Origin of the sequence: Tenacibaculum aestuarii (assembly GCF_964510395.1) — a bacterium.
In the GTDB taxonomy this organism is placed as follows: domain Bacteria; phylum Bacteroidota; class Bacteroidia; order Flavobacteriales; family Flavobacteriaceae; genus Polaribacter; species Polaribacter aestuarii.
In genome coordinates this window covers 270,049-293,343 of record NZ_CAZEFY010000001.1, presented here as the reverse complement: position 1 = coordinate 293,343, position 23,295 = coordinate 270,049, and the positions used below count along the sequence as shown (strand labels likewise).

Below are 23,295 nucleotides of genomic sequence, written 5' to 3'. Positions count from 1 at the left end.
GTTATTTATACGCTTGATGTATGTATTGTGCGTATTTTTTTTGGTTTTGATTATCTCCTGTTTTATAAAAATTTACGGCTCCGTTAGCACGCATAAAAAAGTGATCTAAACTTACAACATCTAATAAACCACCTCTAAAAAAGGCGTCTCTTACAGGTCCTTTGACTCCCGCAAAATAGAATTGGATATTATGCTTGTTAAAATAAACAATACGTTCTTTTAACATATCTATACCTGTACTATCAACCCTGTTAATACTCTCTGCATCTAAAACAATCAACTTTAATGCCTTTCCTTTTTCTGCTGCCATTTCGTCTAATTTATCACGAAAATAGTTTGAATTGGCATAAAATAATTGTGCATCAAAACGGAACACTAAAATTTCTTCTTCTATAATGACTTCCTTGAATCTGTTTTTATTACGATAAAAATCTGAATTTGGCACTTTTCCTAACTCCGCTACGTACGGTCTTGAGGTTCTAAAAATTAAAACGATTAACGATAAAACTACTCCTATTAAAATTCCGTATTCAATTCCGAAGAAAATCGTTGCTAAAAAAGTAGCTAATAATAACCAGAAATCTAAGTTATTCGCTTTCCATAACCTTCTTGCTTCTTGTACATTTATCAAGTTAAAAACCGCAACAATAATAATTGCTGATAAAATAGTTTTAGGTAAATGGTAAAATACCGGTGTTAAGAAAAGTAAGGTGATTACTACCAATAATGCCGAAACGATTGCTGAAACTCCTGTTGTGCCTCCTGATTCTGCATTGATTGCCGAACGAGAAAAACTTGAGGCTGAAGGATACGATTGAAACAACGATCCAACCATATTACTCAATCCTAACGCTACTAATTCTTGGTTTGGTCGAACTCTATATTCATCTTGTTTGGCTTCCAACGTTTTTCCTATAGAAATGGTTTCTAAATATCCTACCATAACCAATGTTGCTGCAATTGGTATTAACTCTCGTATTAATGCTACATCAATTACTGGTATTGAAAACTTAGGAAGTCCTGAAGGAATATCTTTTACGATAGCTACATCTGCAAGTTGATCTCCAAAAAGACGTATTGTTATGATTCCTAATATCACAACGATTAATGCATTTGGAATCTTTCTATTTACTTTTCTAAAAATTATGATAATTATACAGGCTATTAAACCTATAATCGTAGTATTTGTTTTAAAATATTGAAGTCGGAACAAAATATCTTCTAACAGCACATGTATTTGATCACTTTGTACAAAATCTACTCCGAATAAATTTCTAAACTGATTGAGTCCAATAATTAAAGCCACGGCTGATGTAAACCCAGTTATTACTGGTCTTGATAAAAAGTTAACTACAAAACCTAAGCGGAAAATTCCCATTAAAAATTGAATAGATCCTACTACCAACGCAAGTAATATTGCTATACCTATATAACTTTCAGATCCTGTTAATGCTAAGGTAGAAACTCCTGTTGCTACAATTAATGAATCCATTGCTACAGGACCAATTGCTACTTGGCGTGATGTACCAAAAATAGCATACATTAATTGAGGCATTAATGCGGCATATAACCCATAAATAGGTGGTAATCCAGCAATAAGTGCATACGCTATACCTTGTGGTATTAACACAATAGCAACGGTAATACCTGCAACTACATCACCTCTTAATTGTGATCTTTTATAGTTAGGCAACCATTCTAGTATCGGTATGAGTTTTTTTAACAGTTTCATTTTTAAAAGAGCTCTCCTTGGCTACTTCCTTTAATTCTACCTAAATGTTTATATGCCAAATCGGTTACTTCTCTTCCTCTTGGCGTACGCATGATAAACCCTTGTTGAATTAAAAAAGGTTCATACACTTCTTCTATTGTTTCTGAATTTTCTGCCACGGCAGTAGCTAACGTGGTAATTCCAACTGGACCACCTTTGAACTTATCAATAATCGTAGATAATATTTTATTATCCATTTCATCTAGCCCATGTGCATCAACATTTAATGCTTTTAGCGCATATCTAGCGATTTCAATAGTAATGGTACCATCTCCTTTTATTTGTGCAAAATCGCGCACTCTACGCAATAATGCATTCGCTATACGTGGTGTTCCTCTACTTCTTCCAGCAATCTCAATAGCGGCTTCCATAGAAATTGGTACTTTTAATATAAAAGCACTTCGTTGAATGATGTTTGTTAGTAGCTCAGTTGAGTAATAATGCAATCGACTACTGATTCCAAAACGAGCTCTCATAGGAGCTGTAAGCAATCCTGATCGTGTAGTAGCACCAACTAAAGTAAACGGTTCTAAATTGATTTGTACTGTACGTGCATTAGGCCCAGATTCAATCATAATATCTATTTTATAATCTTCCATAGCCGAATACAAGTATTCTTCTACTACAGGGCTTAATCGATGGATTTCATCTATAAAAAGTACATCTCTTTCATCTAAGTTGGTTAGTAAACCTGCTAAGTCTCCTGGTTTATCTAAAACAGGACCTGAGGTAACTTTGATACCAACCCCTAACTCATTCGCTAAAATGTGTGCTAACGTCGTTTTTCCTAACCCCGGAGGTCCATGAAATAAGGCATGATCTAACGCTTCATCACGCTGATTTGCTGCTTCTACAAAAATCTTAAGATTTTCTATCGCTTGATCTTGACCTGTAAAATCATCAAATGACAGTGGACGCAGCTTTTTTTCAACGTCCAACTCTTCATTAGAATAATGTTTATTTTCAGGGTTTAGGTTTTCGTTCATATAGTTGCAAATATACTTGAAATAAAACGGTTGTTTTGTAATATATGTTACTTAGCTCTTTACTATGCTAAGATACGTATTATAAAGAATTCTTATGTTCATAAAAATAAAAAGCCTCCCAAAATTGGGAGGCTTTTTATTTTTTTACCTTTTATTAAGATGGCTCTTCTCCATCTAATAATGGCACTGTTTGTGGCACGAAATCTTTTCCGTGAACATACTCACCATTTTCATCTGTTTTACTGTAATCGTAAGCCCATCTGTGAACTTCAGGAATTTCTCCTGGCCAGTTTCCATGGATATGCTCTACAGGTGTAGTCCACTCTAATGTATTTGCATTCCAAGGGTTTTGCGTAGCTTTTTGACCTCTGTACATAGAGATAAAGAAGTTAGCAATAAAGATTAACTGAGCAGCTCCACCAATAATTGCCATGATAGTCATGAATACATTGATATCTGCTAAATCATCAAACATTGGGAAATTTGTGTTTGTATAGTAACGACGTGGTAAACCAGCTAAACCAATAAAGTGCATTGGGAAGAATACTCCATAAGCTGTAATAATTGTTAACCAGAAGTGCCAGTAACCTAATGTTTTGTTCATCATTCTACCATACATTTTAGGGAACCAGTGGTAAACACCAGCAAACATTCCTAATAAGGCAGATACACCCATTACTAAGTGGAAGTGAGCCACTACGAAATATGTATCGTGAACGTTAATATCTAATGCTGAATCTCCTAATACTAATCCTGTTAAACCTCCTGTTACGAATGTAGAAACTAATCCGATAGAGAACATCATTGCAGGATTTAATTGTAAATTACCTTTCCATAATGTAGTTACGTAGTTAAACGCTTTTACTGCTGATGGAATTGCGATTAATACTGTAGTAAATGTAAATACAGAACCTAAGAATGGATTCATTCCTGATACGAACATGTGGTGACCCCATACGATTGTAGATAAGAATGCAATTGCCATAATAGATCCAACCATTGCACGGTATCCGAAGATAGGTTTACGTGCGTTAGTAGAAATTACTTCAGAACTAATACCTAATGCTGGTAATAAGATGATATATACCTCTGGGTGACCTAAGAACCAGAATAAGTGTTCAAATAATACTGGTGATCCTCCTTGGTAGTGTAATACTTCTCCAGAAATAAAGATATCTGATAAGTAGAAAGAAGTACCAAAGCTTCTATCAAAGATTAATAATAATGCTGCTGATAATAATACTGGGAATGAAATTACACCAATAATTGCTGTAATAAAGAAAGCCCACATTGTTAATGGCAATCTTGTCATTTTCATTCCTTTGGTACGTAAGTTTAATACTGTTACGATATAGTTTAATGATCCTAGTAAAGATGAAGCAATGAAAATTGCCATAGACACTAACCATAATGTCATACCTGTACCTGAACCTGGAATTGCTTGTGGTAACGCAGATAATGGAGGATAAATTGTCCATCCTGCAGATGCTGGTCCAGCTTCAACAAACAATGAAATAACCATGATTACTGATGATAAAAAGAATAACCAGTATGATACCATGTTTAAGAATCCTGAAGCCATATCACGTGCTCCAATTTGTAACGGAATTAAAAGGTTAGAGAATGTACCACTTAAACCTGCCGTTAATACAAAGAATACCATGATTGTACCGTGTATTGTAACTAACGCCAAGTACATATCTGGGTTCATAATTCCATCTGTTTGATGGTTACCTAAGAACGCTTCAACAATTGAAAACGATGTATCTGGCCATGCAATTTGTAAACGAAACAACATAGACATAAAACCTCCTATGATACCCATAAATATACCTGTAACTAGGTACTGCTTAGAGATCATTTTGTGATCTTGACTAAAGATGTATTTAGTTACAAATGTTTCTTTGTGATGATGATCTGACATAATCTATATCTTTATATACTTTTAAAAAATATCTTATTTAATTACTTGAGCTAATGTTTTTTGTTCTGATAACCACTTGTCGTATTCTTTTTGATCAACTACAGTGATTTTCATTTGCATATTGTAGTGAGATGCTCCACAAATTTTGTTACATAATAATAAGTAATCAAACTCATATGGGTCTTCTCCTTTAGCTCTTCTAATTTTGTTAATTCCTTCAACTTTTGCCTTTACTTCTTCATTGTCACGCATTTCAGCAGTTGTATACTTTGGTGTGAAAGCAAATTGAGTAACCATACCTGGAACACAGTTCATTTGCGCTCTAAAGTGAGGCATATAAGCTGAGTGTAATACGTCTTGTGAACGGAACTTGAATAATATTTTCTTACCTTTTGGTAAATATAATTCTGTTACTTGCTTATCATCTTGCGCACTAGGGTCAGACATATCTACTCCCATAGTGTTAATTCCTTTGATAAAGTTTACATTACCAAGACCTAATTGGTTGTCTTCACCTGCATAACGAGCATCCCAACGGAATTGTTGAGAGTAAACCTCAATAACGATTGGATTTTCATCGTCTCCTACATACATAATGTGATTCCAAGCCCATAAACCATATCCAATTAACAATACAATTGTTACTGCAGGAATTGTTGTCCAAATTAACTCTAATTTGTGGCTATCAGCATAAAATAATGCTTTGTTGTTTTTATTTCCTCTATACTTATAAGTGAAGAAGAAAATTAAAAACTGCATACCAAATTGTACAATACCAATTAACCAAAATGTAATATTGAATAAGTTATCGTCATGCTCTCCTTCAATAGAAGCAGCTTCTGGTAACATAATTACGTTCATGGCAATTAAACAGTAAATCATCATTGCATAAAGGAATGCTAGGAAACCTAAAGCGTATTTACCTTGTTTTTCGTTGTCTTCATCTGTAGCAATTACAGAACGGAAATTCATTATACGAGTAATTTGCCAAAAACTTACTCCAATTGCAACTGCTATGAAAATATAAAATAAAGCGAGCATATTATCTAAACTATTTGTTTATTAATTCTTTTTATTAATGATGATTACTATCTTCTCCTGTGTGTTCGATGTTGTAGTAATGATAGGTTTCACTTTCGTGTAAGTAAGGGTTTCCTTTTGGTACTGGATTAGCTTTAGCAAAAGCACTAAACGTAGCAAAGATGAATAATCCTGCAAAGAATAATAATCCGCTTATTTCACCAATTCCGAATCCCCATTGACCACCAACGGTTCCTGGCATAATCATTACAAATAAGTCAATATAGTGACCTGCTAAGATTACAACACCACCTAAGATTACAAACCAAGGTCTACTCTTAAAATCACTGTTGATTAATAGTAATACTGGGAAAATAAAGTTCATTACAACCATTGCTAAGAATGGTACTTTATATTCGTTAAAACGTAATAAGAAATACGTTGTTTCTTCTGGCATGTCTGCATACCAAATTAACATGAACTGAGCAAACCATAAGTATGTCCAGAATACTGAGAAACCAAACATAAACTTCGCTAAGTCATGAATATGGCTATCGTTTACTAAAGTTAATACTCCTTTTGAACGTAAGTAAATAGTTACCATAGCTATCACTGTTAAAGCTGATACTAAGAAAGTAGCTAATACATACCATCCGAATAATGTTGAGAACCAGTGTGGGTCAATTGCCATAATCCAGTCCCAAGAAGCCATACTCTCTGTAAGCATAAAGAACACTAAGAAAATAACCGTAGCGTTATAGTTTTTCTTATGTTGTTTTAAATCACCATTATCTTGTGCTAAAGACCACTTTCTAATTAAGAAACGGTATACATTCCAACCTGCTAAGTAAATAATACTTCTAATTAACCATCCTGGAGTGTTTAACCACCATTTTTTACCATCTACAATAGCATCGTAGTTAGGACTTGTAGGATCAGTCACTCCTTCTCCCATCCAAGTAAATAAGTGGTTCATGTGCATTGCTGTTGCAATTAAGAAAACTAACATTACTAAACTTACATAATGTAAGTTTGAAGAGATCGCTTCCATTACTCTATGTAATACTACTGACCATCCTGCTTGTGCAACGATTTGAGATCCATAAAAAGCTAATACTAATAATGTAATTCCTAAAGAGAATAATAAAGCCACATACATTGCAGACCATGGTCTGTTTTGCATTTGGTGGAAAGCATGTTCAGCGTGAGCATCTCCATGATCTTCACCGTGTGCTTCAGCTACTGCGTGTGTTTCTTCTTTTGCTTCAGTGTGTGCTACTTCTTCATTAGTGTCAGCTTCATTAGCATGAACAGTTGTTGAATCTTGTGCTTGTTCTGCAACATTTACTGCATGTTCTTCTACTTGAGTTGCTGTGCTATCTGCTTGAGTTTCTTCAGTAGCTACTTCTTCTACATGCTCTTCAACTTTAGCTGCTTCAGCATGCTCTTCTTCTGCGTGAGTTGCTGTTGCTTCATGACCACCATGGTGAGCATCTTGTTTTGCTAAAATTTCTTTTGCTTCATCTAATGTTTTAGGCGCTGTAAAGAAACTATAACCTGTTCCTAAAAGTCCTACAGCCATTAAAACAATAGCTAGCATTTTTAATTTTCCTGAAAACTGGTACATATCTTAACTATCTATTATAGACTTATTTTAATTCGCTTCTTAATTTTTCTACGTATTGTACAACTTGCCAACGCTCGTTGTATTGTAACTGTGATGCGTGAGATCCCATTACTCCTTTACCATACATAATTACATGGTAAATATTACCTGGAGTTAACTCTCTATCTGCGTAATTTGGGATACCGTTGAATTTATCTCTTTGAGATAATACTCCATTACCATCACCTTTTGTTCCGTGACAAGAAGCACAGTAAATTCCGTATAACTCTTTACCTTTTTCTAAGTTTTCCTCAGTTGTTGGTAATGGGTTTTTTAATTCAGCTTTTGCTTTTTCGTATCCATCATTAGTATTAGGAATATCATAAGCTACTACACCGTTTCTATTTACAGTACCTGCAACAGGTAACTTGTTAACCATTTTTCCATTTAAACCGTCTGCACCATTTACATCGTAAGGCACAGATACATACATATCTGGCATGTACTGTACTTGTGGTTTACGTTTATCGTTACAAGAACTTAAGCTTGTTGCTACTACAGCTAAAGCGATAATTATTTTTAAACTCTTCATATCTCTTTATTAGTGCGTTTCTACTACGTTAATTTCTACAGCTCCTGTTGTTTCTAACAATGCTACTAATTCTTCTTCGTTTCCGTGAACTGGAACTTCCATTAAGAAGTGATCATCTGTAGTTCTTGGATCTGGGTTTTCAGCTTCTTTGAATGGCCAAATCTTACTTCTCATATAAAAAGTGATTACCATTAAGTGTGCTGCGAAAAATACTGTTAATTCGAATAAAATTGGTACGAAAGCTGGCATGTTAGCTGCCCAAGAAAAGTTTGGTTTACCACCAATATCTTGAGGCCAATCAGCAATCATAGTATACCATGTTAACCAAACTGCTACTGATAAACCTGTAATACCATATAAAAAAGCAGTAATTGCTAAACGTGTTGGAGCTAAGCCCATTGCTTTGTCTAACCCGTGAACTGGGAATGGACAAAATACTTCTTCAATATGATGATTTTCTGACTTTACTTTCTTAACGGCATCCATTAAGATATCATCATCATTATATAATGCGTGAATTACTTTATTAGTGCTCATTGTTCTCTTCTCTTGATTTTTTAAAATTCTCACCTGATGATTTCAAAATAGTCTTAATCTCTGCCGTAGGGATTACTGGGAAAGTTCTTGCATATAATAAGAATAATACAAAGAAGAACCCGATAGTTCCTATGAAGATACCTACGTCTACAAACGTTGGCTCAAAACGCCACCATGTAGATGGTAATTGTCCTTTACTTAATACAATTGCGATAATATCAAAACGCTCGAACCACATACCGATGTTAATTACAATTGAGATAATGAAAGACCAGATAAAACTTCTTCTAATTTTTTTAATCCATAATAACTGTGGAGTGAAAATGTTACAGATTAATAACGACCAGAATGCCCATCCATAAGCACCTGCTTCAGCACCAAACGATAAGTATGTATAGTTTTCATAAGGAGAACCTGTATACCATGCGATGAAGAATTCAGTTGCATAAGCTACAGCTACAATACCCCCAGTTAAAATAATTACGATGTTCATATACTCTACGTGTAAACGTGTAATATATGCTTCCATATTCGTAACCTTACGCATAATACCTAATAAGGTTTGTACCATTGCGAATCCTGAGAAGATTGCCCCTGCTACGAAGTAAGGAGGGAAAATTGTTGAGTGCCATCCTGGGTTGATAGAAGTAGCGAAGTCCATCGATACAATTGTGTGTACAGAAAGTACTAAAGGAGTTGCTAAACCTGCTAATACTAACGACACTTCTTCAAAACGTTGCCAGTCTTTAGCTCTACCAGACCATCCGAAAGATAATAATGCATAAATTTTCTTTTGGAAAGGTTTTACAGCTCTATCACGAATCGTTGCAAAATCAGGTAATAAACCAGTCCACCAGAATACTAATGATACCGATAAATACGTAGAAATTGCGAATACATCCCATAATAATGGTGAGTTAAAGTTAACCCATAATGATCCGAATTGGTTAGGAATTGGTAATACCCAGTATCCGTTCCATGGACGACCCATGTGGATGATTGGGAACAATCCTGCTTGGAATACCGCAAAGATTGTCATCGCTTCTGCAGAACGGTTAATTGCCATTCTCCATTTTTGACGGAATAATAAAAGTACTGCAGAAATAAGTGTTCCTGCGTGACCAATACCTACCCACCATACAAAGTTGGTAATATCCCATGCCCAACCGATGTTTTTACTTAATCCCCATACACCGATTCCTGTTCCTACGGTGTAAAAGATACATCCAAATCCCCATAACATTGCTGCTAAAGAGATATAGAATGCTATATACCAATTTTTGTTTGCTTTACCTTCAATAGGTCTTGCGATATCTTCCGTAATATCATGGTAACTCTTGTCACCAAGTATTAAAGGTTCTCTATAAGATGATTCGTAATGAGACGACATAAATCTATATACTTATTAATTTTACTATTAAGCTTCGTTTGTATTTCTTACTTTCACTTGGTACACTACGTTTGGTTTTGTACCAATATAATCTAACACATGGAATGCTCTTTTATCTTCTTTTAATGCTGTAACTGTATCTTCAGAGTTGTTAATATCTCCAAACACCATAGCTCCAGTAGAACAAGCTGCAGAACAAGCTGTTTCAAACTCATCTTTGTTTACAGCTCTACCTTCTTTCTTAGCTTTTAAGATGGTAGCTTGTGTCATTTGAATACACATAGAACATTTTTCCATAACTCCACGAGAACGAACAACTACGTCTGGGTTTAATACCATTTTTCCGTACTCATTGTTCATGTTAAAGTCAAACTCGTTGTTTTCAGCGTAGTTAAACCAGTTGAAACGACGAACTCTATATGGGCAGTTGTTTGCACAGTAACGAGTACCTACACAACGGTTATATGCCATTTGGTTTTGACCTTGACGACCGTGAGATGTTGCTGCTACTGGACATACTGTTTCACATGGTGCGTGGTTACAGTGCTGACACATCATTGGTTGGAAAGCAACCTGAGGATTTTCAGCTGGGTTTTCTAAAGCATCAAATAAATCTCCTTTGCTTAACTCTAATACTTTTTCAGTATATCTTCTTTCAACTTCTTGGTTCGCTAAATTAGGGTTTTGAGCTTTGAACTCTTCTAAAGTAATTCTTGGCTCTCCATTTTCATTTTTCTCATATTGCTTATCTACAACAGTTGAAGAATAATAACGGTCAATACGTAACCAAGCCATATCTCTACCAACTCTCATTTCATCTTTACCAACAACAGGCACGTTGTTTTCTGCATGACATGCAATAACACAAGCCCCACATCCTGTACAAGATGTTAAGTCAATAGATAAGTTGAAGTGATGTCCTAAACTTCTATCATGTTCATCCCATAAGTCGATTTTACTTCCTTCAACTTCTTGGTGATCGTAAGAAACCATAAATGGTTTGTTCCATGTATGCTTAGGATCTAAATTCTTATCGTTTACTTCTTTTAATGAAGCTTCTCTCAAAATATCATGACGACCAGCTAAAGTGCTTTGTACTTGCATACAAGCAAACTTGTGCCATCCTGAAGCTTTTTCGATAGAAACATTGAATTGTACGTTGTTTCCATTTTGATAGAAAGGATATGCGTTGATACCTACTTGCATCTCTGGCTTTAATCCTTGAGTTCTACCATAACCTAATGCTAAACCAACTGATCCTTTAGCTTGACCTGGTTGAATGATTACTGGAATTTTGTTAATTGTAACTCCATTAACCGTTACATTAGCATAGTTCCCGTTAATTGCTCCGTTATCTTTTACTGGGTTTTCAAAGCCTAATTCTTTAGCATCAGCCATAGAAACAGTTAAGTAGTTATCCCAAGAAGCACGGGTAAGAGGGTCTGGTAATTCTTGTAACCAAGGGTTGTTGGCTTGTTTACCGTCTCCTAATGCAGTTGATGAATATAAGTTTAATTCAAATCCTGAAGCACTGTTAGCAGATCTTACTAATCCTACTGCTGCTGCATTTACATCTGCAGTAGATTCAAAAGCAACATCTTCAGTAGTAGTTGTAGCTTTAAAGAATCCATCATGTAATGCTTGATTCCAAGAAGCTCCTCCTAAAACATTAGTACTCCAAAATTCTTTTAAAGTATCATAGTAGTTTACTGTACTACCTGACCACTTTAATAATACATCTTGTAACTGACGTGTATTAAATAATGGTTGAATAGTAGGTTGCATTAAACTATAAACACCTTCTTTAGCCATAACATCTCCCCAACTTTCTAAGTTGTGAGGTGCTGGCAATGTATATTGTGTAGCATTAGCTGTTGCATCATTCTGAGTAGATAAGGCAACAGATAATTTTAAGTTTTTAATTCCTTCTGCAAAATCAGCTGCATTTGCTAAAGAGTAAACTGGGTTTACGTTATAAGTAACTAAACCTTTTACTTTTCCTCCTTTAATATCTGCTACTAATTGTGCAACTTCAGTATCGTTACCTTGGCGAGTTAAGTTTACCGCTTGTGTATCGATTACTTCACTGTTTAATGCGTTGTTAATTGCTAAAGCAATTAATTGTGCATTTTTATCATTTAACCCAGTAACTACAACTCCTTTTGAACCTGCTTTTTTAAGATCGTTAGCTAATTGCTTAACTTCTGCATCAAAAGCGGTTGCTTTAGAAGGAAGAGTATTTCCTGTTACTGCATTGTATAAATTGATTAAAGCGAAAATTTGTTCAGATGGCTTAGCAACAATTCTTTTATCGGCACTAGCACCTGTTAAAGACATGTTACTTTCAATTTGAACATGGTAAGACATTTTACCAGTTGCTACTCTACGACCATCTGCATATGATTTCTCATATCCACCTTGCCAATCTCCTAAGAAATCTGCTCCGATAGACGCGATAACTCCTGCTTTACTAAAATCGTAGTCTGGTAAAGCTCTTTTACCATACATAGCTTCAAAAGCATCAGCTGTGGCACTTTCAGAAATTGCATCATATACTACATGCTTAACATTTGGATAAGCAGCGATAAAATCAGCAATAACTTTATCAGTAGAAGGACTCGCTAAAGTTCCTGTTAATAAGACTACTGGTTCGTTAGCGTTCTTTAACTCGTTTAACTTAGCCACGATTTCTTTGTCAGCATCAGCCCAAGAGATTTCAGTTTCACCTTTTCTTGGTTCTCTTAATCTTAATTTACCATCATACAATGATAAAACCGATGCTTGCGTACGTGCGTTTGTTACTCCTCCTGCCTCTTTGTTAGGCATGATTTGAATTGGACGCCCTTCACGTGTTTTAACTAATACGTTTGCGAAATCAAAACCATCTGCGATTGTAGTTGCGTACCAATCGGCAACACCTACTACGATATCATTAGGTTGCACTACATAAGGAATTGATTTTCTTACTGGACCTTCACAAGCTGCTAAAGAAGCTGCCGCAGTGGTAAATCCAACATATTTCAAGAAATCTCTACGTGATGTTGATGAAGTTTCTAAGGTTTCTTTATCACCTAAAAACTCATCTGTAGGGATATCTTGTACAAACTCATTATTACGTAGCGTTTCAACAATAGAACTTCCTTTAAGTTCCTCAACACTTTGCCAGTATTTTTTGTCTGAAGCCATTTATATATGTGTTTTTCTACTTTCTAATTTGATTAATAGTGGCACTTACCACACTCTTTTCCTCCTAATTGTGCAATTGTTACTTGCTCAACACCGTACTTCTTAGCTAATTCTTCGTGAATCTTAGCATAGTACTCATTACCTTTTAAGTCAACCTTAGTTTCCTTATGACAGTCGATACACCAACCCATTGTTAATGGAGAATATTGGTACACTTCTTCCATTTCTTCTACTGGTCCGTGACATTTTTGACAAGCAACACCACCTACTGTTACGTGTTGTGAGTGGTTAAAATATGCAAAATCTGGTAAATTATGAACTCTAACCCATTTGATTGGCTTAGTATTACCTGTGTATTCTAATTTATCTGGATCCCAACCAGCAGCTTCGTAAATCTTAGCGATTTCTTTATCTAAATCTGCTTTTACTAAGGTATGATCATCCATTACAACTTTAGTATCATCTGCAACTTCTGAAATGTTTTTATGACAGTTCATACAAACATTTACTGAAGGAATTCCAGATGTTTTACTATGCTTAGCAGAAGAGTGACAGTACTGACAATCAATCTTATTATCTCCTGCGTGAATTTTATGCGAAAATGCAATTGGTTGAATTGGTTGATAATTCGTATCAACACCAACTTTAAACAACGTACCGAATAAGAAGTACGCAGCTATTAAAGCTCCAAAAATTACCGTTAACACTTTTAAGAATGTATTACGTTTAATTCCTTCCCACAACTCAGCAGTTTGCCCCATTAAACCTGGAGTTTTTGGAGCACCTTTTAACTCACTAATAGTCTTCAATAAACTACCAATAATTAAAAACGCTACAACAATTGCCGCTGCTAATATATATATCAACCACTGAGGAGCTTGATCTCCTTGAGGCTGACCAACAACTTCCGCACCTGCAGCAGGAGTCTTTTTCAACTCACCTACAGTTGTATAATACAAAATATCATCAATATTTTGATCAGTTAACTGAGGGAAAGCTGTCATGTTAGACCCATTGTATTCTTCAAAAATCGCAATAGCATCTTTATCCCCAGTAGCTCTTAAAGCAGCATTATCTTTAATCCATGCCTTTAGCCACTCATTAGTCCTTTTTTCTTCAACACTACCTAAAGCAGGTCCCACAAGTTTTTTATCTAACTTGTGACAAGAAGCACATAAAGACTTAAATAATTTCTTCCCTTCTTTTTGACGCGCTTCGTCTACATCTTGCGAGAACGCCGAAAAACTTACTAAGAAAACTAAAAAGAAAGCTAAACTCCTTACTAGAGTTTTGGTTAACCGACTGTGATGATTCACACTTTTCATACTATAAAATATAAGTTTTGTATCTATTTTGGTACAATTTTTCCTGTATTACTAATTTTAATTTAGCACACAGAAAGTTGCACAAAAGTACTACTTCTGTCTAAATTGTGAAATGTAAAGAGATTGCTTATTTGCAATTTATAATAATTCTAAATAAAAGAGATTAACAATCTATTAACGGACAAGTCGTTACTTTTGTAAAAAGATTCAAAAAATGAAGAAAAGCAGTTTAATCATAACACTTATACTTCTATTAACAGCTGGTGTTTTTAGCGTAAATGCACAATCTAAGTACGCTGACAGCAAAAACATTAACTCTTTAATAGAGAAAAAAAGAGCTTACAACAAACACAACGGAACTGGTTATAGAATACAGCTATATAATGGCCAAGAAGGACGAGCTAGAAGCTTACGAAACAGATTTCAAGTGGAGTACCCTGGTGTATACACCAAGTTAACTTATTCTGCCCCTGAATGGAAAATACAAGTTGGAAACTACAAAACACGTTTACATGCAGACAGAGCTTTAAATGAAATTCGCGAGAAATTCTCTGGAGCTATCGTTGTTCCTATGTAAAAAACAAATATTTACACCATAAAAAAGAGTGATCAATTGATCACTCTTTTTTTATTTATATCACTAATACTTATTATTAGTAAGCTCTAGCATCGCTTCCTTCATAAAAATTGATAAACGCTTGGTTTACCACTCTATGACCACCATCAGTAGGATAATCTCCAGTAAAGTACCAGTCTCCTAAATTATCTGGACAAGCTTTATGCAATTCACTAACAGGTTGAAAGATTACTTCTACTTCAGCTTTAATTTCTTCAGTTTTTAACATCTGAGCAATCTTAGCAGAGATTTCTTCATCAGTAAACGGTGCATAAATTTCTTTTACGTAATTTACTACATCTTTATCCTCACTATTTTCTTGTTGCTTACATTTTTGATACACTTCATCAACAATGTTGTATTGATTTGTTTCTTTTAACAACTCTAAAGCAGCTTTAAATGCGATAAAATCATTAATCTTAGCCATATCAATACCATAACAATCTGGATAACGAATCTGAGGTGCCGATGAAACTACCACTATTTTCTTTGGATTCAATCGATCTAATATCTTAATGATACTTTTCTTCAAAGTAGTTCCTCTTACGATACTATCATCAATAATCACTAAGTTATCGGTTGGTTTTACAACTCCGTAAGTAATATCATATACGTGCGCTACTAAATCATCACGACTACTGTCATCTGTAATAAAAGTACGTAGTTTTGCATCTTTAATAGCTATCTTTTCAAAACGTGGTCGTTTAGAAAGAATCTCCGTTACCTTTTCTTTTGATAATTTTCCTCCACCTGCTAAAATAGCATCTGTTTTCTGTTGGTTTAACACATCTTCCGCAGCTTCCATCATTCCGAAGAAAGAAGTTTCAGCCGTGTTTGGAATGTATGAAAACACAGAGTTTTCAATATCATTATCAATCGATTTTAACACTTCAGGAAATACATATTTTCCTAAATTTTTACGCTCTTTATAAATTGAAGCATCACTACCTCTAGAAAAATAAATACGCTCAAACGAACATGCTTTTTTAGGACGTTGCTCTAAAATTGGCGACATGCTTGTTTGACCATTTTTCTTAATAATTAACGCATGACCTCTTTCAATTTCTTTTATTGAATCGATATCTACATTAAAAGCTGTTTGAATAACTGGACGCTCAGAAGCTACCACCACTACTTCATCATCTTCATAGAAAAATGCTGGACGAATAGCTGATGGATCTCTCAATACAAATGCATCTCCGTGTCCTAACATACCTGCCATAGCATAACCTCCATCCCAGTTCTTAGCTGAACGCTTTAAAATACGCTGGATATCTAAATGTTCTTCTATATATGGAGAAGCATCTTTTTTATTAAATCCTTCTTCTTTTGCTTTTAAATATAAATCAGAAACTTCCGACTGTAAGAAATGTCCTATTTTTTCTAAAATAGTAACCGTATCTGTAGATTCTTTTGGATGCTGCCCTAACTCTATTAAATCATTTAATAATTGTTTAGAGTTTGTCATGTTAAAGTTACCTGCAACAATTAAGCTTTGGTGCTTCCAGTTACTTTGACGTAAAAACGGGTGTACATTTTCTATAGAGTTTCCTCCAAAAGTACCGTAACGAACATGCCCTAAGAATAAATTACCTAAATAAGGTACATTTTCTTCTTGCCATTCAACATCATCAACTTTATCTGGATTTTCTTCAAAAACCCCGTTGACTCTTTTATTAATTTTTCCAAAGATATCTTGAATAGGTTGCGACTCATTCGATCGAACTCTACTTATATACCTTGTTCCTGGCTCTACATTAAATTTAATACTTGCTAATCCAGCACCATCTTGACCTCTGTTGTGCTGTTTTTCCATTAACAAATACATTTTGTTTACACCATAAAACGCGGTACCGTATTTATCTTTATAATATTGTAATGGTTTTTTTAATCGAACCATTGCAATTCCGCATTCATGTTTAATAGCGTCACTCATTTAATTTCAAGTATTTAGTTGTGTTGTGGTTTTGTGTGTTGTATAAAAAAATCCGCACCAAAAAGCGCGGATTTATAGTTATGATAATTCAATATCAAATTGTGTTAATTCTTTAAAAGCTTGTAAACGTGCTTGTACTTCTTGGTTTGACAGCTCCTCCATACGTTCTGTTCCGAATTTTTCAACACAGAACGATGCTAAGTTAGATCCGTAGATAATGGCACTCTTCATGTTTTCAAAAGAAATATCTTCAGTTTTAGCTAAATATCCGCAGAAACCTCCTGCAAACGTATCTCCTGCTCCTGTTGGATCAAACACTTCTGCTAGTGGTAACGCTGGCGCAAAGAACATATTACCTTCGTTGAACAATAAAGCTCCGTGCTCTCCTTTTTTAATCACCACATATTTTGGTCCCATTTCATGAATTTTTTGAGCTGCATTAACCAATGAATACTCTCCACTTAACTGACGAGCTTCTTCATCATTAATTGTAATAACATCTACACGTTTTAACACTTCGTGTAAATCGTTTAAAGCAATATCCATCCAAAAGTTCATAGTATCTAATACCACTAACTTTGGGCGCTCATTCATTTGATCTAACACCGATGCTTGTGTTAATGGATGTAAATTCCCCAACATCACAATTGGCGCATCTTTAAAAGACTCTGGCACTACTGGCTGAAAATGCTCTAACACATTTAATTCAGTAACCAAAGTATCACGAGAATTCATATCGTTATGATATTTTCCACTCCAAAAGAAGGTTTTTCCGTCTTTTACGATTTCAACCCCATCAGTATTGATTCCTTTATTGTTCATCATATCTAAATATGACTGAGGAAAATCTCCTCCAACAACAGAAACAACTCCTGTTTTTACTCCAAACTGTGAAGCTGCCAATCCTACAAACGTACCTGATCCTCCTAAAATCTTATCTGTCTTTCCGAAAGGTGTTTCAATAGCATCAAACGCTACCGTACCTACTGCTAATAATTTACTCATAACTCTACCTAATCTCCTGTACTAGAAGAAATATTTCTTTTCTTTTTGCCTTAACAATGTAAGGCTTAAAGTTTTACTAATAATATGTATTAAGACGCAAACTGTAATGTTAACTGCCTTTTTTGTCGTAATTTTGCCCCTTTAATTAAAAACGGTCTTTTTGACTCTGCAAAAATAGTTTTAAAAAATGACTATCAAAGAAATACAAGAAGAAATTATTGATGAGTTTTCAATGTTTGAAGACTGGATGGAACGTTACGAATACATCATCGAATTAGGAAAATCATTACCATTAATAGACGATGCTTACAAATTAGATGAAAATCTGATAAAAGGCTGTCAGTCAAAAGTATGGCTACATTCTGAATTAAAAGGAGACACTATTGAATTTACTGCCGATAGTGATGCAATTTTAACCAAGGGAATTGTGGCTTTATTATTGAGGGTATTTTCAAACCAAACACCGAAAGCTATTTTAGAAGCTGATACTAATTTTATTGACGAAATTGGCTTAAAAGAACATTTGAGTCCAACCAGAGCTAACGGATTAGTATCAATGGTAAAACAGATTAAAATGTATGCGATTGCACAGCAAAGTAAATTAACTAATTAATAATATGAAGAAACAAATATTGATTGCGTTAAATATCATGTTTTTTTTTATGCTGGGGTGCTCTAGTGAAGGTAATTCAATTGATCCTGTCAAAGTAGAACCAAAACTACCTATAAAGAAAATATATACACATAATAACTCTTCATCAATCAATCAATACACATATGACGATCAATTTAGGTTAAAAAAAAATTTTTATTCTAATAACGTTGATGACTATTATGAATTTAATTATCTTGAAAACAAATTGTTAAGTATATATAAGTATGATAATAAAGAGCTTATTGTTAAAACTTTATTTACTTATAATGAAGGTAATATTGTTAAATCCGAAACCTATAATTTAAACCTATTAAATACAGTCTATTATGAATATGATTCTTCGAATAGATTAGTTAAAGTTAGAAATGTTAATGATACACCAAACTCTACTGACTGGATAATAACATTTGAGTATTTAGAAAATGATAAGGTAAAGATTGTATATAAAGATACAGAATATCATATTATTCAATATGAGAATATAAAGAAGAGTCCTTTTTCTGCTGTACCTTATTTTGAAGCCTATCTCAGATCATCAATTTTTAGAGCTACTTTTGCACTAGGTGATGAAATAAAAACATTACCACCGATTAATGTGTTTATAAAAACAAAGTCTTATATAGATAATCAATTATTTTTTGAAAACACTTATACAAATACATATGACGCCGATGGTTTTTTAATCAAACAAGTTAAAACCAGCCCCAATACTCAATCAATAGTAACAGAAGAATATACATACAACAAATAACAATGACCGAAGATCAATTAGAAGAATTAGGAGATAAAATCGTACGTGTATTAAAAACGATATACGATCCTGAAATCCCAGTAGACATCTACGAATTAGGATTAATTTACGACGTATTTATTTCGGAGGAAAACGACGCAAAAATATTAATGACGTTAACTTCTCCTAACTGCCCTGTAGCAGAAACTTTACCTGTTGAAGTTGAAGAAAAGGTAAAAACACTAAAAGAAATTAACAACTGTGAAGTTGAAATCACTTTTGATCCTACTTGGACACAAGACATGATGAGTGAGGAAGCTAAATTAGAGCTAGGAATGTTATAAAATAATTTCATTTTTTAAGGAAATTATTACAATACTTAAATAGCAGTTAAAGTTTTTTAACTCAACAACTATTGAATAAAAATATGGCAGAAGAAATAATTAATAGAGTAGCAAATAGTAATCTTACTACAATAGACCTTGAAGATTTTTATCCTCAAGGTAAACGTGTAATGTTTGATATTAAAGATTGGTTATTTGAAGAATTAATTCTTCGTGAAAAAGACTTTAGAGAGTCTGTAAAAAATCACGACTGGTCTCAATATCAAGATAGTTATGTTGCTCTAACTTGCTCTTCTGATGCTATTATTCCTTCATGGGCATACTTGTTACTAACTGTCGAGCTTACACCTTTTGCTAAAAAAGTAGTAGTTGGTGATTTACCACTACTTGAAACAGTTATTTACCAAGATATCATAAACCAAATTGATATATCTGAATACAAAGACAAACCCATAATTATAAAAGGTTGTACAAATAAGCCTATACCAGCTTCGGCATACACCTTACTTATTGAAAAAGTAAAAACTGTAGCCAAGACTATTATGTTTGGTGAAGCTTGTTCAACAGTACCTCTTTACAAGAAAAAAAAGTAATTCGATTTATAAACTCCTTAACTTAACTATAGATGAAAAAACTCTTTTTATTTCTTTTTATATGTTATTCTTTTTCTGCCTTTTCACAAAGGACAAAAAAAGACAGCATTTCAGCATTAAAATTAGTTAGTGCTCCTGCTGAAGTTGACTATAGCTCTACCATTATAAGACGATTCCTTACTCCTGAAGTATTGATAAAAAAGAACCCGCCAAAAAAATGGATGGTTACAGGTAAATATACTTTTTTATTCAACCAATCATCTTTTGCTAATTGGTCTGCAGGAGGAAACAACACTGTTGCCGGAAACATGACGCTTGGTTATGATTTCAACTACAAAAAAAAGAAATGGAACTGGGATAATAAAGTTATATCTGCTTACGGTTTAAGTTATGTTGACGGTCAAGGAATGAGAAAAACAGAAGACCGATTCGAATACAATTCTTTATTAGGTCTAAAAGCTTCTAAACTTTGGTTTTTCTCTTTTTTTAGTAACTTTAAAACACAATATGCTAGAGGATATGATTATAAACAAGAACCAAAACTAGCGGTTTCTGACTTTTTCTCTCCTGCTTATTGGAGTTTTGGCCCCGGTATGCTTTGGAAACGAAATGATGATGCTAGGATAAACATTGCACCAGCTACAGCTCGTTATACGTTTGTTTCTAATGAATTTTCAGGGAAGTATGGTGTTGAAGAAGGTAAAACCTCAAAACTAGGCTTAGGTTTTAACCTTTCTGCTTACTACAAGAAAGAAATCATGAAAGACGTAACAATGGAAAATATTCTTGCTGTCTATTCAGATTATTTAAGTAATCCACAGAATATAGATATCGATTATCAATTAAACATCTTCGTAAAGATTAATAAAAACCTTTCTACAAACCTTGGTTTACATGCAATTATTGATGATGACGCTTCTAAGAAAATACAATTTAAAGAGGTTTTTGGACTTGGCTTGAATTATATTTTTCATAAAACGTGACTTTTAATCAATAACTTTGTCTAAGCTTTATGTAAAGCGTACATTCGCGCCCTCAAAAAAATAAATTAAAATTCATCATAATGAAAAAATTATTAGCAATCGCTGTTTTGTTTGGTGCTTTAACAGCTAATGCACAAGAAGAAAAAAAAGAAGAACCTAAAGAAGGATGGAAAAGAAACGGTAACATTTCTTTCCTGTTCAATCAATCTGCCTTTAACAACTGGTTAGCTGGAGGTACAAATAACATTTCTGGTACCATTGGTTTAAATTACGACTTTAACTATACTAAAGGTGACTGGACTTGGGACAATAAATTAATCGCTTCTTACGGTTTAACAAAACTAAAAGGAGAAGAAATGAAAAAAACAGATGACCGTTTAGAGTTAAACTCATTAGCGGGTAAAAAAGCTGGTGGTAACTGGTACTATTCTGCTTTTTTAAACTTTAAAACACAAATGTCATCAACATATACTGAAGACGGAATCCAAACATCGCATTTCTTTTCTCCTGCATACTTTCAATTTGGACCTGGTATGTTATGGAAAAAACATGACAACTTAAAAGTTAATATTGCTCCTGCAACTTCTAAAGTTATACTAGTACACGGACATTTAACTGAGACAGGAGAAGCTTTTGGTGTGGCACAAGGAGAAACAACCCGTTATGAGTTAGGTGCTGCTTTAAACGCTTATTACAAATTAGACGTAATGAAAAATGTTTCTGTAGAAAATATCTTAAACCTTTATAGCAACTATTTAGAAGAGTTTCAAAATGTAGATATTGATTATACTGTTAATGTAGTAATGAAAGTTAACAAGTATTTATCTGCAAACCTTTCTATGCAAACAATTTATGATGATAATGCTTTTGAAGGATTTCAAACAAGAGAAGTATTTGGTTTAGGAATTAACTACGGTTTTTAAAACATAACAAAACACCTATTTAAAACCTCAAGAAGTACTTCTTGAGGTTTTCTTTTTTATGTATTTTAGCTTAAAAATTTTAACGAATGACACTTTTAATTGTTTACGCAACTTTATCTATATTTTTCTCCTTTTTATGCTCCATACTTGAAGCTGTTTTACTAAGTGTAACACCAACTTTTGTTAATGTTAAAAAGAAAGAAGGTAAAGCGTACGCTGACGATTTAGAAACCTTAAAAAAAGATGTAGACAAACCCCTTATCGCCATCCTTACTGTTAATACTATCGCACATACTGTAGGAGCCATTTTAGTAGGTGCGCAAGCAAAAAAGATATTTAGTGATGATGGTAATGGTGTTTTTATTGTTTCAGCTATAATGACTATTTTAATTTTAGTGGCTTCTGAAATCATTCCTAAGACTATAGGGGCTACTTACTGGAAATCGTTGGCTGGTTTTTCAACAAAAGCTTTAAATATCTTAATCTTTTTCTGCAAATACACAGGAATTATCTGGACGCTTCAACTTTTTACCAAAATATTTGGAAAAGGAGCTCATGGAGAAAGCGTACTTAGTAGAGAAGATTTTACCGCAATGACCGATATTGCTGAACAAGAAGGAGTTTTTCATGAAAGCGAAAGTAAAGTAATCAGAAACATGCTAAACTTTAAACAAGTACAGGCTAAACATATTATGACTCCTCGTACAGTTCTTACTACTGCTGATGAAAACCAAAGTATAAAATCATTCTTTAACGAAAATAGACCTTTACGATTTTCAAGAATTCCTGTTTATGCTGAAAATCCAGACAATATTACAGGCTATGTTTTAAAAGACCAATTATTACTTTCATTAGTAGATAATAAAGGAGAGGAACCTTTAAAAAGTATTAAAAGAGAGATTATAATAGCTAGTCGAGAGTTATCCATTCCAAATTTATTTGAACGTTTGATTGAACAAAGGGAGCACTTAGCTTTAGTTGTTGATGAATATGGTTCTGTTAGTGGTTTAGTTACTCAAGAAGACGTTATAGAAACGCTTTTAGGCTATGAAATTATGGATGAAAGTGATAATGTAGCTAACCTTCAAAGCTTAGCTAGAAAGAGCTGGGAACAACGCGCTAAGCGATTAGGCATTATTAGTGATGATAGCGAAAATGAATAAACTATTTTAA

At 34.0% G+C, this 23,295-nt stretch carries 20 protein-coding genes; 8 read left to right on the top strand and 12 right to left on the bottom strand.

Annotated features, from left to right (window positions below):
- Position 1: 1 nt before the first annotated feature.
- The 10 genes from ACKTSU_RS01435 to ACKTSU_RS01390 form a co-directional block, all read right to left on the bottom strand.
- Entirely contained in the window at positions 2-1,732 is a 1,731-nt protein-coding gene (locus ACKTSU_RS01435) for a SulP family inorganic anion transporter (protein WP_408034599.1), read from the bottom strand.
- Positions 1,733-1,734: 2 nt separating this feature from the next.
- Entirely contained in the window at positions 1,735-2,757 is a 1,023-nt protein-coding gene (gene ruvB, locus ACKTSU_RS01430; RefSeq protein ID WP_120185687.1) for a Holliday junction branch migration DNA helicase RuvB, read from the bottom strand.
- A 154-nt stretch (positions 2,758-2,911) separates the two neighbouring features.
- On the bottom strand, positions 2,912-4,681 hold the full coding sequence (locus ACKTSU_RS01425; RefSeq protein WP_408034598.1) for a cytochrome c oxidase subunit I: 1,770 nt from the start codon (positions 4,679-4,681) through the stop codon (positions 2,912-2,914).
- Between the two features lie 33 nt (positions 4,682-4,714).
- Positions 4,715-5,722, bottom strand: coding sequence for a cytochrome c oxidase subunit II (locus ACKTSU_RS01420; protein ID WP_408034597.1), 1,008 nt, complete (start codon positions 5,720-5,722; stop codon positions 4,715-4,717).
- A gap of 34 nt (positions 5,723-5,756) precedes the next feature.
- Positions 5,757-7,328, bottom strand: coding sequence for a quinol:cytochrome C oxidoreductase (locus ACKTSU_RS01415; protein WP_408034596.1), 1,572 nt, complete (start codon positions 7,326-7,328; stop codon positions 5,757-5,759).
- Between the two features lie 22 nt (positions 7,329-7,350).
- Positions 7,351-7,899: a c-type cytochrome gene (locus ACKTSU_RS01410; RefSeq protein ID WP_408034595.1), complete on the bottom strand. Its 549-nt coding sequence runs from the start codon at positions 7,897-7,899 to the stop codon at positions 7,351-7,353.
- Between the two features lie 9 nt (positions 7,900-7,908).
- A complete protein-coding gene (locus tag ACKTSU_RS01405) occupies positions 7,909-8,436 on the bottom strand; it encodes a DUF3341 domain-containing protein (protein WP_274633446.1) in 528 nt (175 codons plus the stop codon).
- On the bottom strand, positions 8,426-9,826 hold the full coding sequence (gene nrfD, locus ACKTSU_RS01400) for an NrfD/PsrC family molybdoenzyme membrane anchor subunit (protein ID WP_028891351.1): 1,401 nt from the start codon (positions 9,824-9,826) through the stop codon (positions 8,426-8,428). Before nrfD ends, ACKTSU_RS01405 begins: the two co-directional genes overlap by 11 nt.
- Before the next feature lie 27 nt (positions 9,827-9,853).
- Positions 9,854-13,012: a TAT-variant-translocated molybdopterin oxidoreductase gene (locus tag ACKTSU_RS01395; RefSeq protein ID WP_408034594.1), complete on the bottom strand. Its 3,159-nt coding sequence runs from the start codon at positions 13,010-13,012 to the stop codon at positions 9,854-9,856.
- A 32-nt stretch (positions 13,013-13,044) separates the two neighbouring features.
- Complete coding sequence (locus ACKTSU_RS01390; protein WP_408034593.1) at positions 13,045-14,337, bottom strand: c-type cytochrome; 1,293 nt, start codon at positions 14,335-14,337, stop codon at positions 13,045-13,047.
- A gap of 214 nt (positions 14,338-14,551) precedes the next feature.
- Between ACKTSU_RS01390 and ACKTSU_RS01385 the strand changes: the two genes are divergently transcribed.
- Positions 14,552-14,914, top strand: coding sequence for an SPOR domain-containing protein (locus tag ACKTSU_RS01385; RefSeq protein WP_408034592.1), 363 nt, complete (start codon positions 14,552-14,554; stop codon positions 14,912-14,914).
- A 76-nt stretch (positions 14,915-14,990) separates the two neighbouring features.
- Here ACKTSU_RS01385 and ACKTSU_RS01380 read toward each other — a convergent pair whose 3' ends face one another.
- On the bottom strand, positions 14,991-16,889 hold the full coding sequence (locus ACKTSU_RS01380) for an amidophosphoribosyltransferase (protein WP_408034591.1): 1,899 nt from the start codon (positions 16,887-16,889) through the stop codon (positions 14,991-14,993).
- A gap of 78 nt (positions 16,890-16,967) precedes the next feature.
- Positions 16,968-17,894 carry a PfkB family carbohydrate kinase gene (locus tag ACKTSU_RS01375; protein WP_298996834.1) on the bottom strand — a complete coding sequence of 309 codons (927 nt, stop codon included), beginning with the start codon at positions 17,892-17,894 and terminating at the stop codon, positions 16,968-16,970.
- A 187-nt stretch (positions 17,895-18,081) separates the two neighbouring features.
- On the opposite strand from ACKTSU_RS01375, the gene ACKTSU_RS01370 reads away from it, so the two are divergent.
- From ACKTSU_RS01370 to ACKTSU_RS01340, 7 genes are all read left to right on the top strand, one after another.
- On the top strand, positions 18,082-18,507 hold the full coding sequence (locus tag ACKTSU_RS01370) for a SufE family protein (protein ID WP_408034590.1): 426 nt from the start codon (positions 18,082-18,084) through the stop codon (positions 18,505-18,507).
- A gap of 4 nt (positions 18,508-18,511) precedes the next feature.
- Complete coding sequence (locus tag ACKTSU_RS01365; protein ID WP_408034589.1) at positions 18,512-19,300, top strand: hypothetical protein; 789 nt, start codon at positions 18,512-18,514, stop codon at positions 19,298-19,300.
- A gap of 2 nt (positions 19,301-19,302) precedes the next feature.
- On the top strand, positions 19,303-19,623 hold the full coding sequence (locus tag ACKTSU_RS01360; protein WP_028891358.1) for a DUF59 domain-containing protein: 321 nt from the start codon (positions 19,303-19,305) through the stop codon (positions 19,621-19,623).
- An 83-nt stretch (positions 19,624-19,706) separates the two neighbouring features.
- Entirely contained in the window at positions 19,707-20,216 is a 510-nt protein-coding gene (locus ACKTSU_RS01355) for a DUF2480 family protein (RefSeq protein ID WP_408034588.1), read from the top strand.
- 32 nt (positions 20,217-20,248) lie between these two features.
- Positions 20,249-21,199, top strand: a complete 951-nt coding sequence (locus ACKTSU_RS01350) for a DUF3078 domain-containing protein (protein ID WP_408034587.1) — start codon at positions 20,249-20,251, stop codon at positions 21,197-21,199.
- Between the two features lie 80 nt (positions 21,200-21,279).
- The gene (locus ACKTSU_RS01345; RefSeq protein WP_408034586.1) at positions 21,280-22,122 is read left to right on the top strand and encodes a DUF3078 domain-containing protein; all 843 of its coding nucleotides are present in this window, start codon (positions 21,280-21,282) and stop codon (positions 22,120-22,122) included.
- Between the two features lie 86 nt (positions 22,123-22,208).
- Complete coding sequence (locus ACKTSU_RS01340; protein WP_408034585.1) at positions 22,209-23,285, top strand: CNNM domain-containing protein; 1,077 nt, start codon at positions 22,209-22,211, stop codon at positions 23,283-23,285.
- The last annotated feature ends 10 nt before the right edge of the window (positions 23,286-23,295 follow it).

What these genes read in the sequence shown, in the direction of transcription:
- ACKTSU_RS01360 (WP_028891358.1), top strand. Translation starts at nt 19,303, where the DNA reads ATGACCGAAGATCAATTAGAAGAATTAGGAGATAAAATCGTACGTGTA.
- ACKTSU_RS01345 (WP_408034586.1), top strand. Translation starts at nt 21,280, where the DNA reads ATGAAAAAATTATTAGCAATCGCTGTTTTGTTTGGTGCTTTAACAGCT.
- ACKTSU_RS01410 (WP_408034595.1), bottom strand. Translation starts at nt 7,899, where the DNA reads ATGAAGAGTTTAAAAATAATTATCGCTTTAGCTGTAGTAGCAACAAGC.
- ACKTSU_RS01370 (WP_408034590.1), top strand. Translation starts at nt 18,082, where the DNA reads ATGACTATCAAAGAAATACAAGAAGAAATTATTGATGAGTTTTCAATG.
- ACKTSU_RS01385 (WP_408034592.1), top strand. Translation starts at nt 14,552, where the DNA reads ATGAAGAAAAGCAGTTTAATCATAACACTTATACTTCTATTAACAGCT.
- ACKTSU_RS01375 (WP_298996834.1), bottom strand. Translation starts at nt 17,894, where the DNA reads ATGAGTAAATTATTAGCAGTAGGTACGGTAGCGTTTGATGCTATTGAA.
- nrfD (WP_028891351.1), bottom strand. Translation starts at nt 9,826, where the DNA reads ATGTCGTCTCATTACGAATCATCTTATAGAGAACCTTTAATACTTGGT.
- ACKTSU_RS01420 (WP_408034597.1), bottom strand. Translation starts at nt 5,722, where the DNA reads ATGCTCGCTTTATTTTATATTTTCATAGCAGTTGCAATTGGAGTAAGT.
- ACKTSU_RS01350 (WP_408034587.1), top strand. Translation starts at nt 20,249, where the DNA reads ATGAAAAAACTCTTTTTATTTCTTTTTATATGTTATTCTTTTTCTGCC.
- ruvB (WP_120185687.1), bottom strand. Translation starts at nt 2,757, where the DNA reads ATGAACGAAAACCTAAACCCTGAAAATAAACATTATTCTAATGAAGAG.
- ACKTSU_RS01390 (WP_408034593.1), bottom strand. Translation starts at nt 14,337, where the DNA reads ATGAAAAGTGTGAATCATCACAGTCGGTTAACCAAAACTCTAGTAAGG.
- ACKTSU_RS01425 (WP_408034598.1), bottom strand. Translation starts at nt 4,681, where the DNA reads ATGTCAGATCATCATCACAAAGAAACATTTGTAACTAAATACATCTTT.
- ACKTSU_RS01395 (WP_408034594.1), bottom strand. Translation starts at nt 13,012, where the DNA reads ATGGCTTCAGACAAAAAATACTGGCAAAGTGTTGAGGAACTTAAAGGA.
- ACKTSU_RS01380 (WP_408034591.1), bottom strand. Translation starts at nt 16,889, where the DNA reads ATGAGTGACGCTATTAAACATGAATGCGGAATTGCAATGGTTCGATTA.
- ACKTSU_RS01365 (WP_408034589.1), top strand. Translation starts at nt 18,512, where the DNA reads ATGAAGAAACAAATATTGATTGCGTTAAATATCATGTTTTTTTTTATG.
- ACKTSU_RS01415 (WP_408034596.1), bottom strand. Translation starts at nt 7,328, where the DNA reads ATGTACCAGTTTTCAGGAAAATTAAAAATGCTAGCTATTGTTTTAATG.
- ACKTSU_RS01435 (WP_408034599.1), bottom strand. Translation starts at nt 1,732, where the DNA reads ATGAAACTGTTAAAAAAACTCATACCGATACTAGAATGGTTGCCTAAC.
- ACKTSU_RS01405 (WP_274633446.1), bottom strand. Translation starts at nt 8,436, where the DNA reads ATGAGCACTAATAAAGTAATTCACGCATTATATAATGATGATGATATC.
- ACKTSU_RS01355 (WP_408034588.1), top strand. Translation starts at nt 19,707, where the DNA reads ATGGCAGAAGAAATAATTAATAGAGTAGCAAATAGTAATCTTACTACA.
- ACKTSU_RS01340 (WP_408034585.1), top strand. Translation starts at nt 22,209, where the DNA reads ATGACACTTTTAATTGTTTACGCAACTTTATCTATATTTTTCTCCTTT.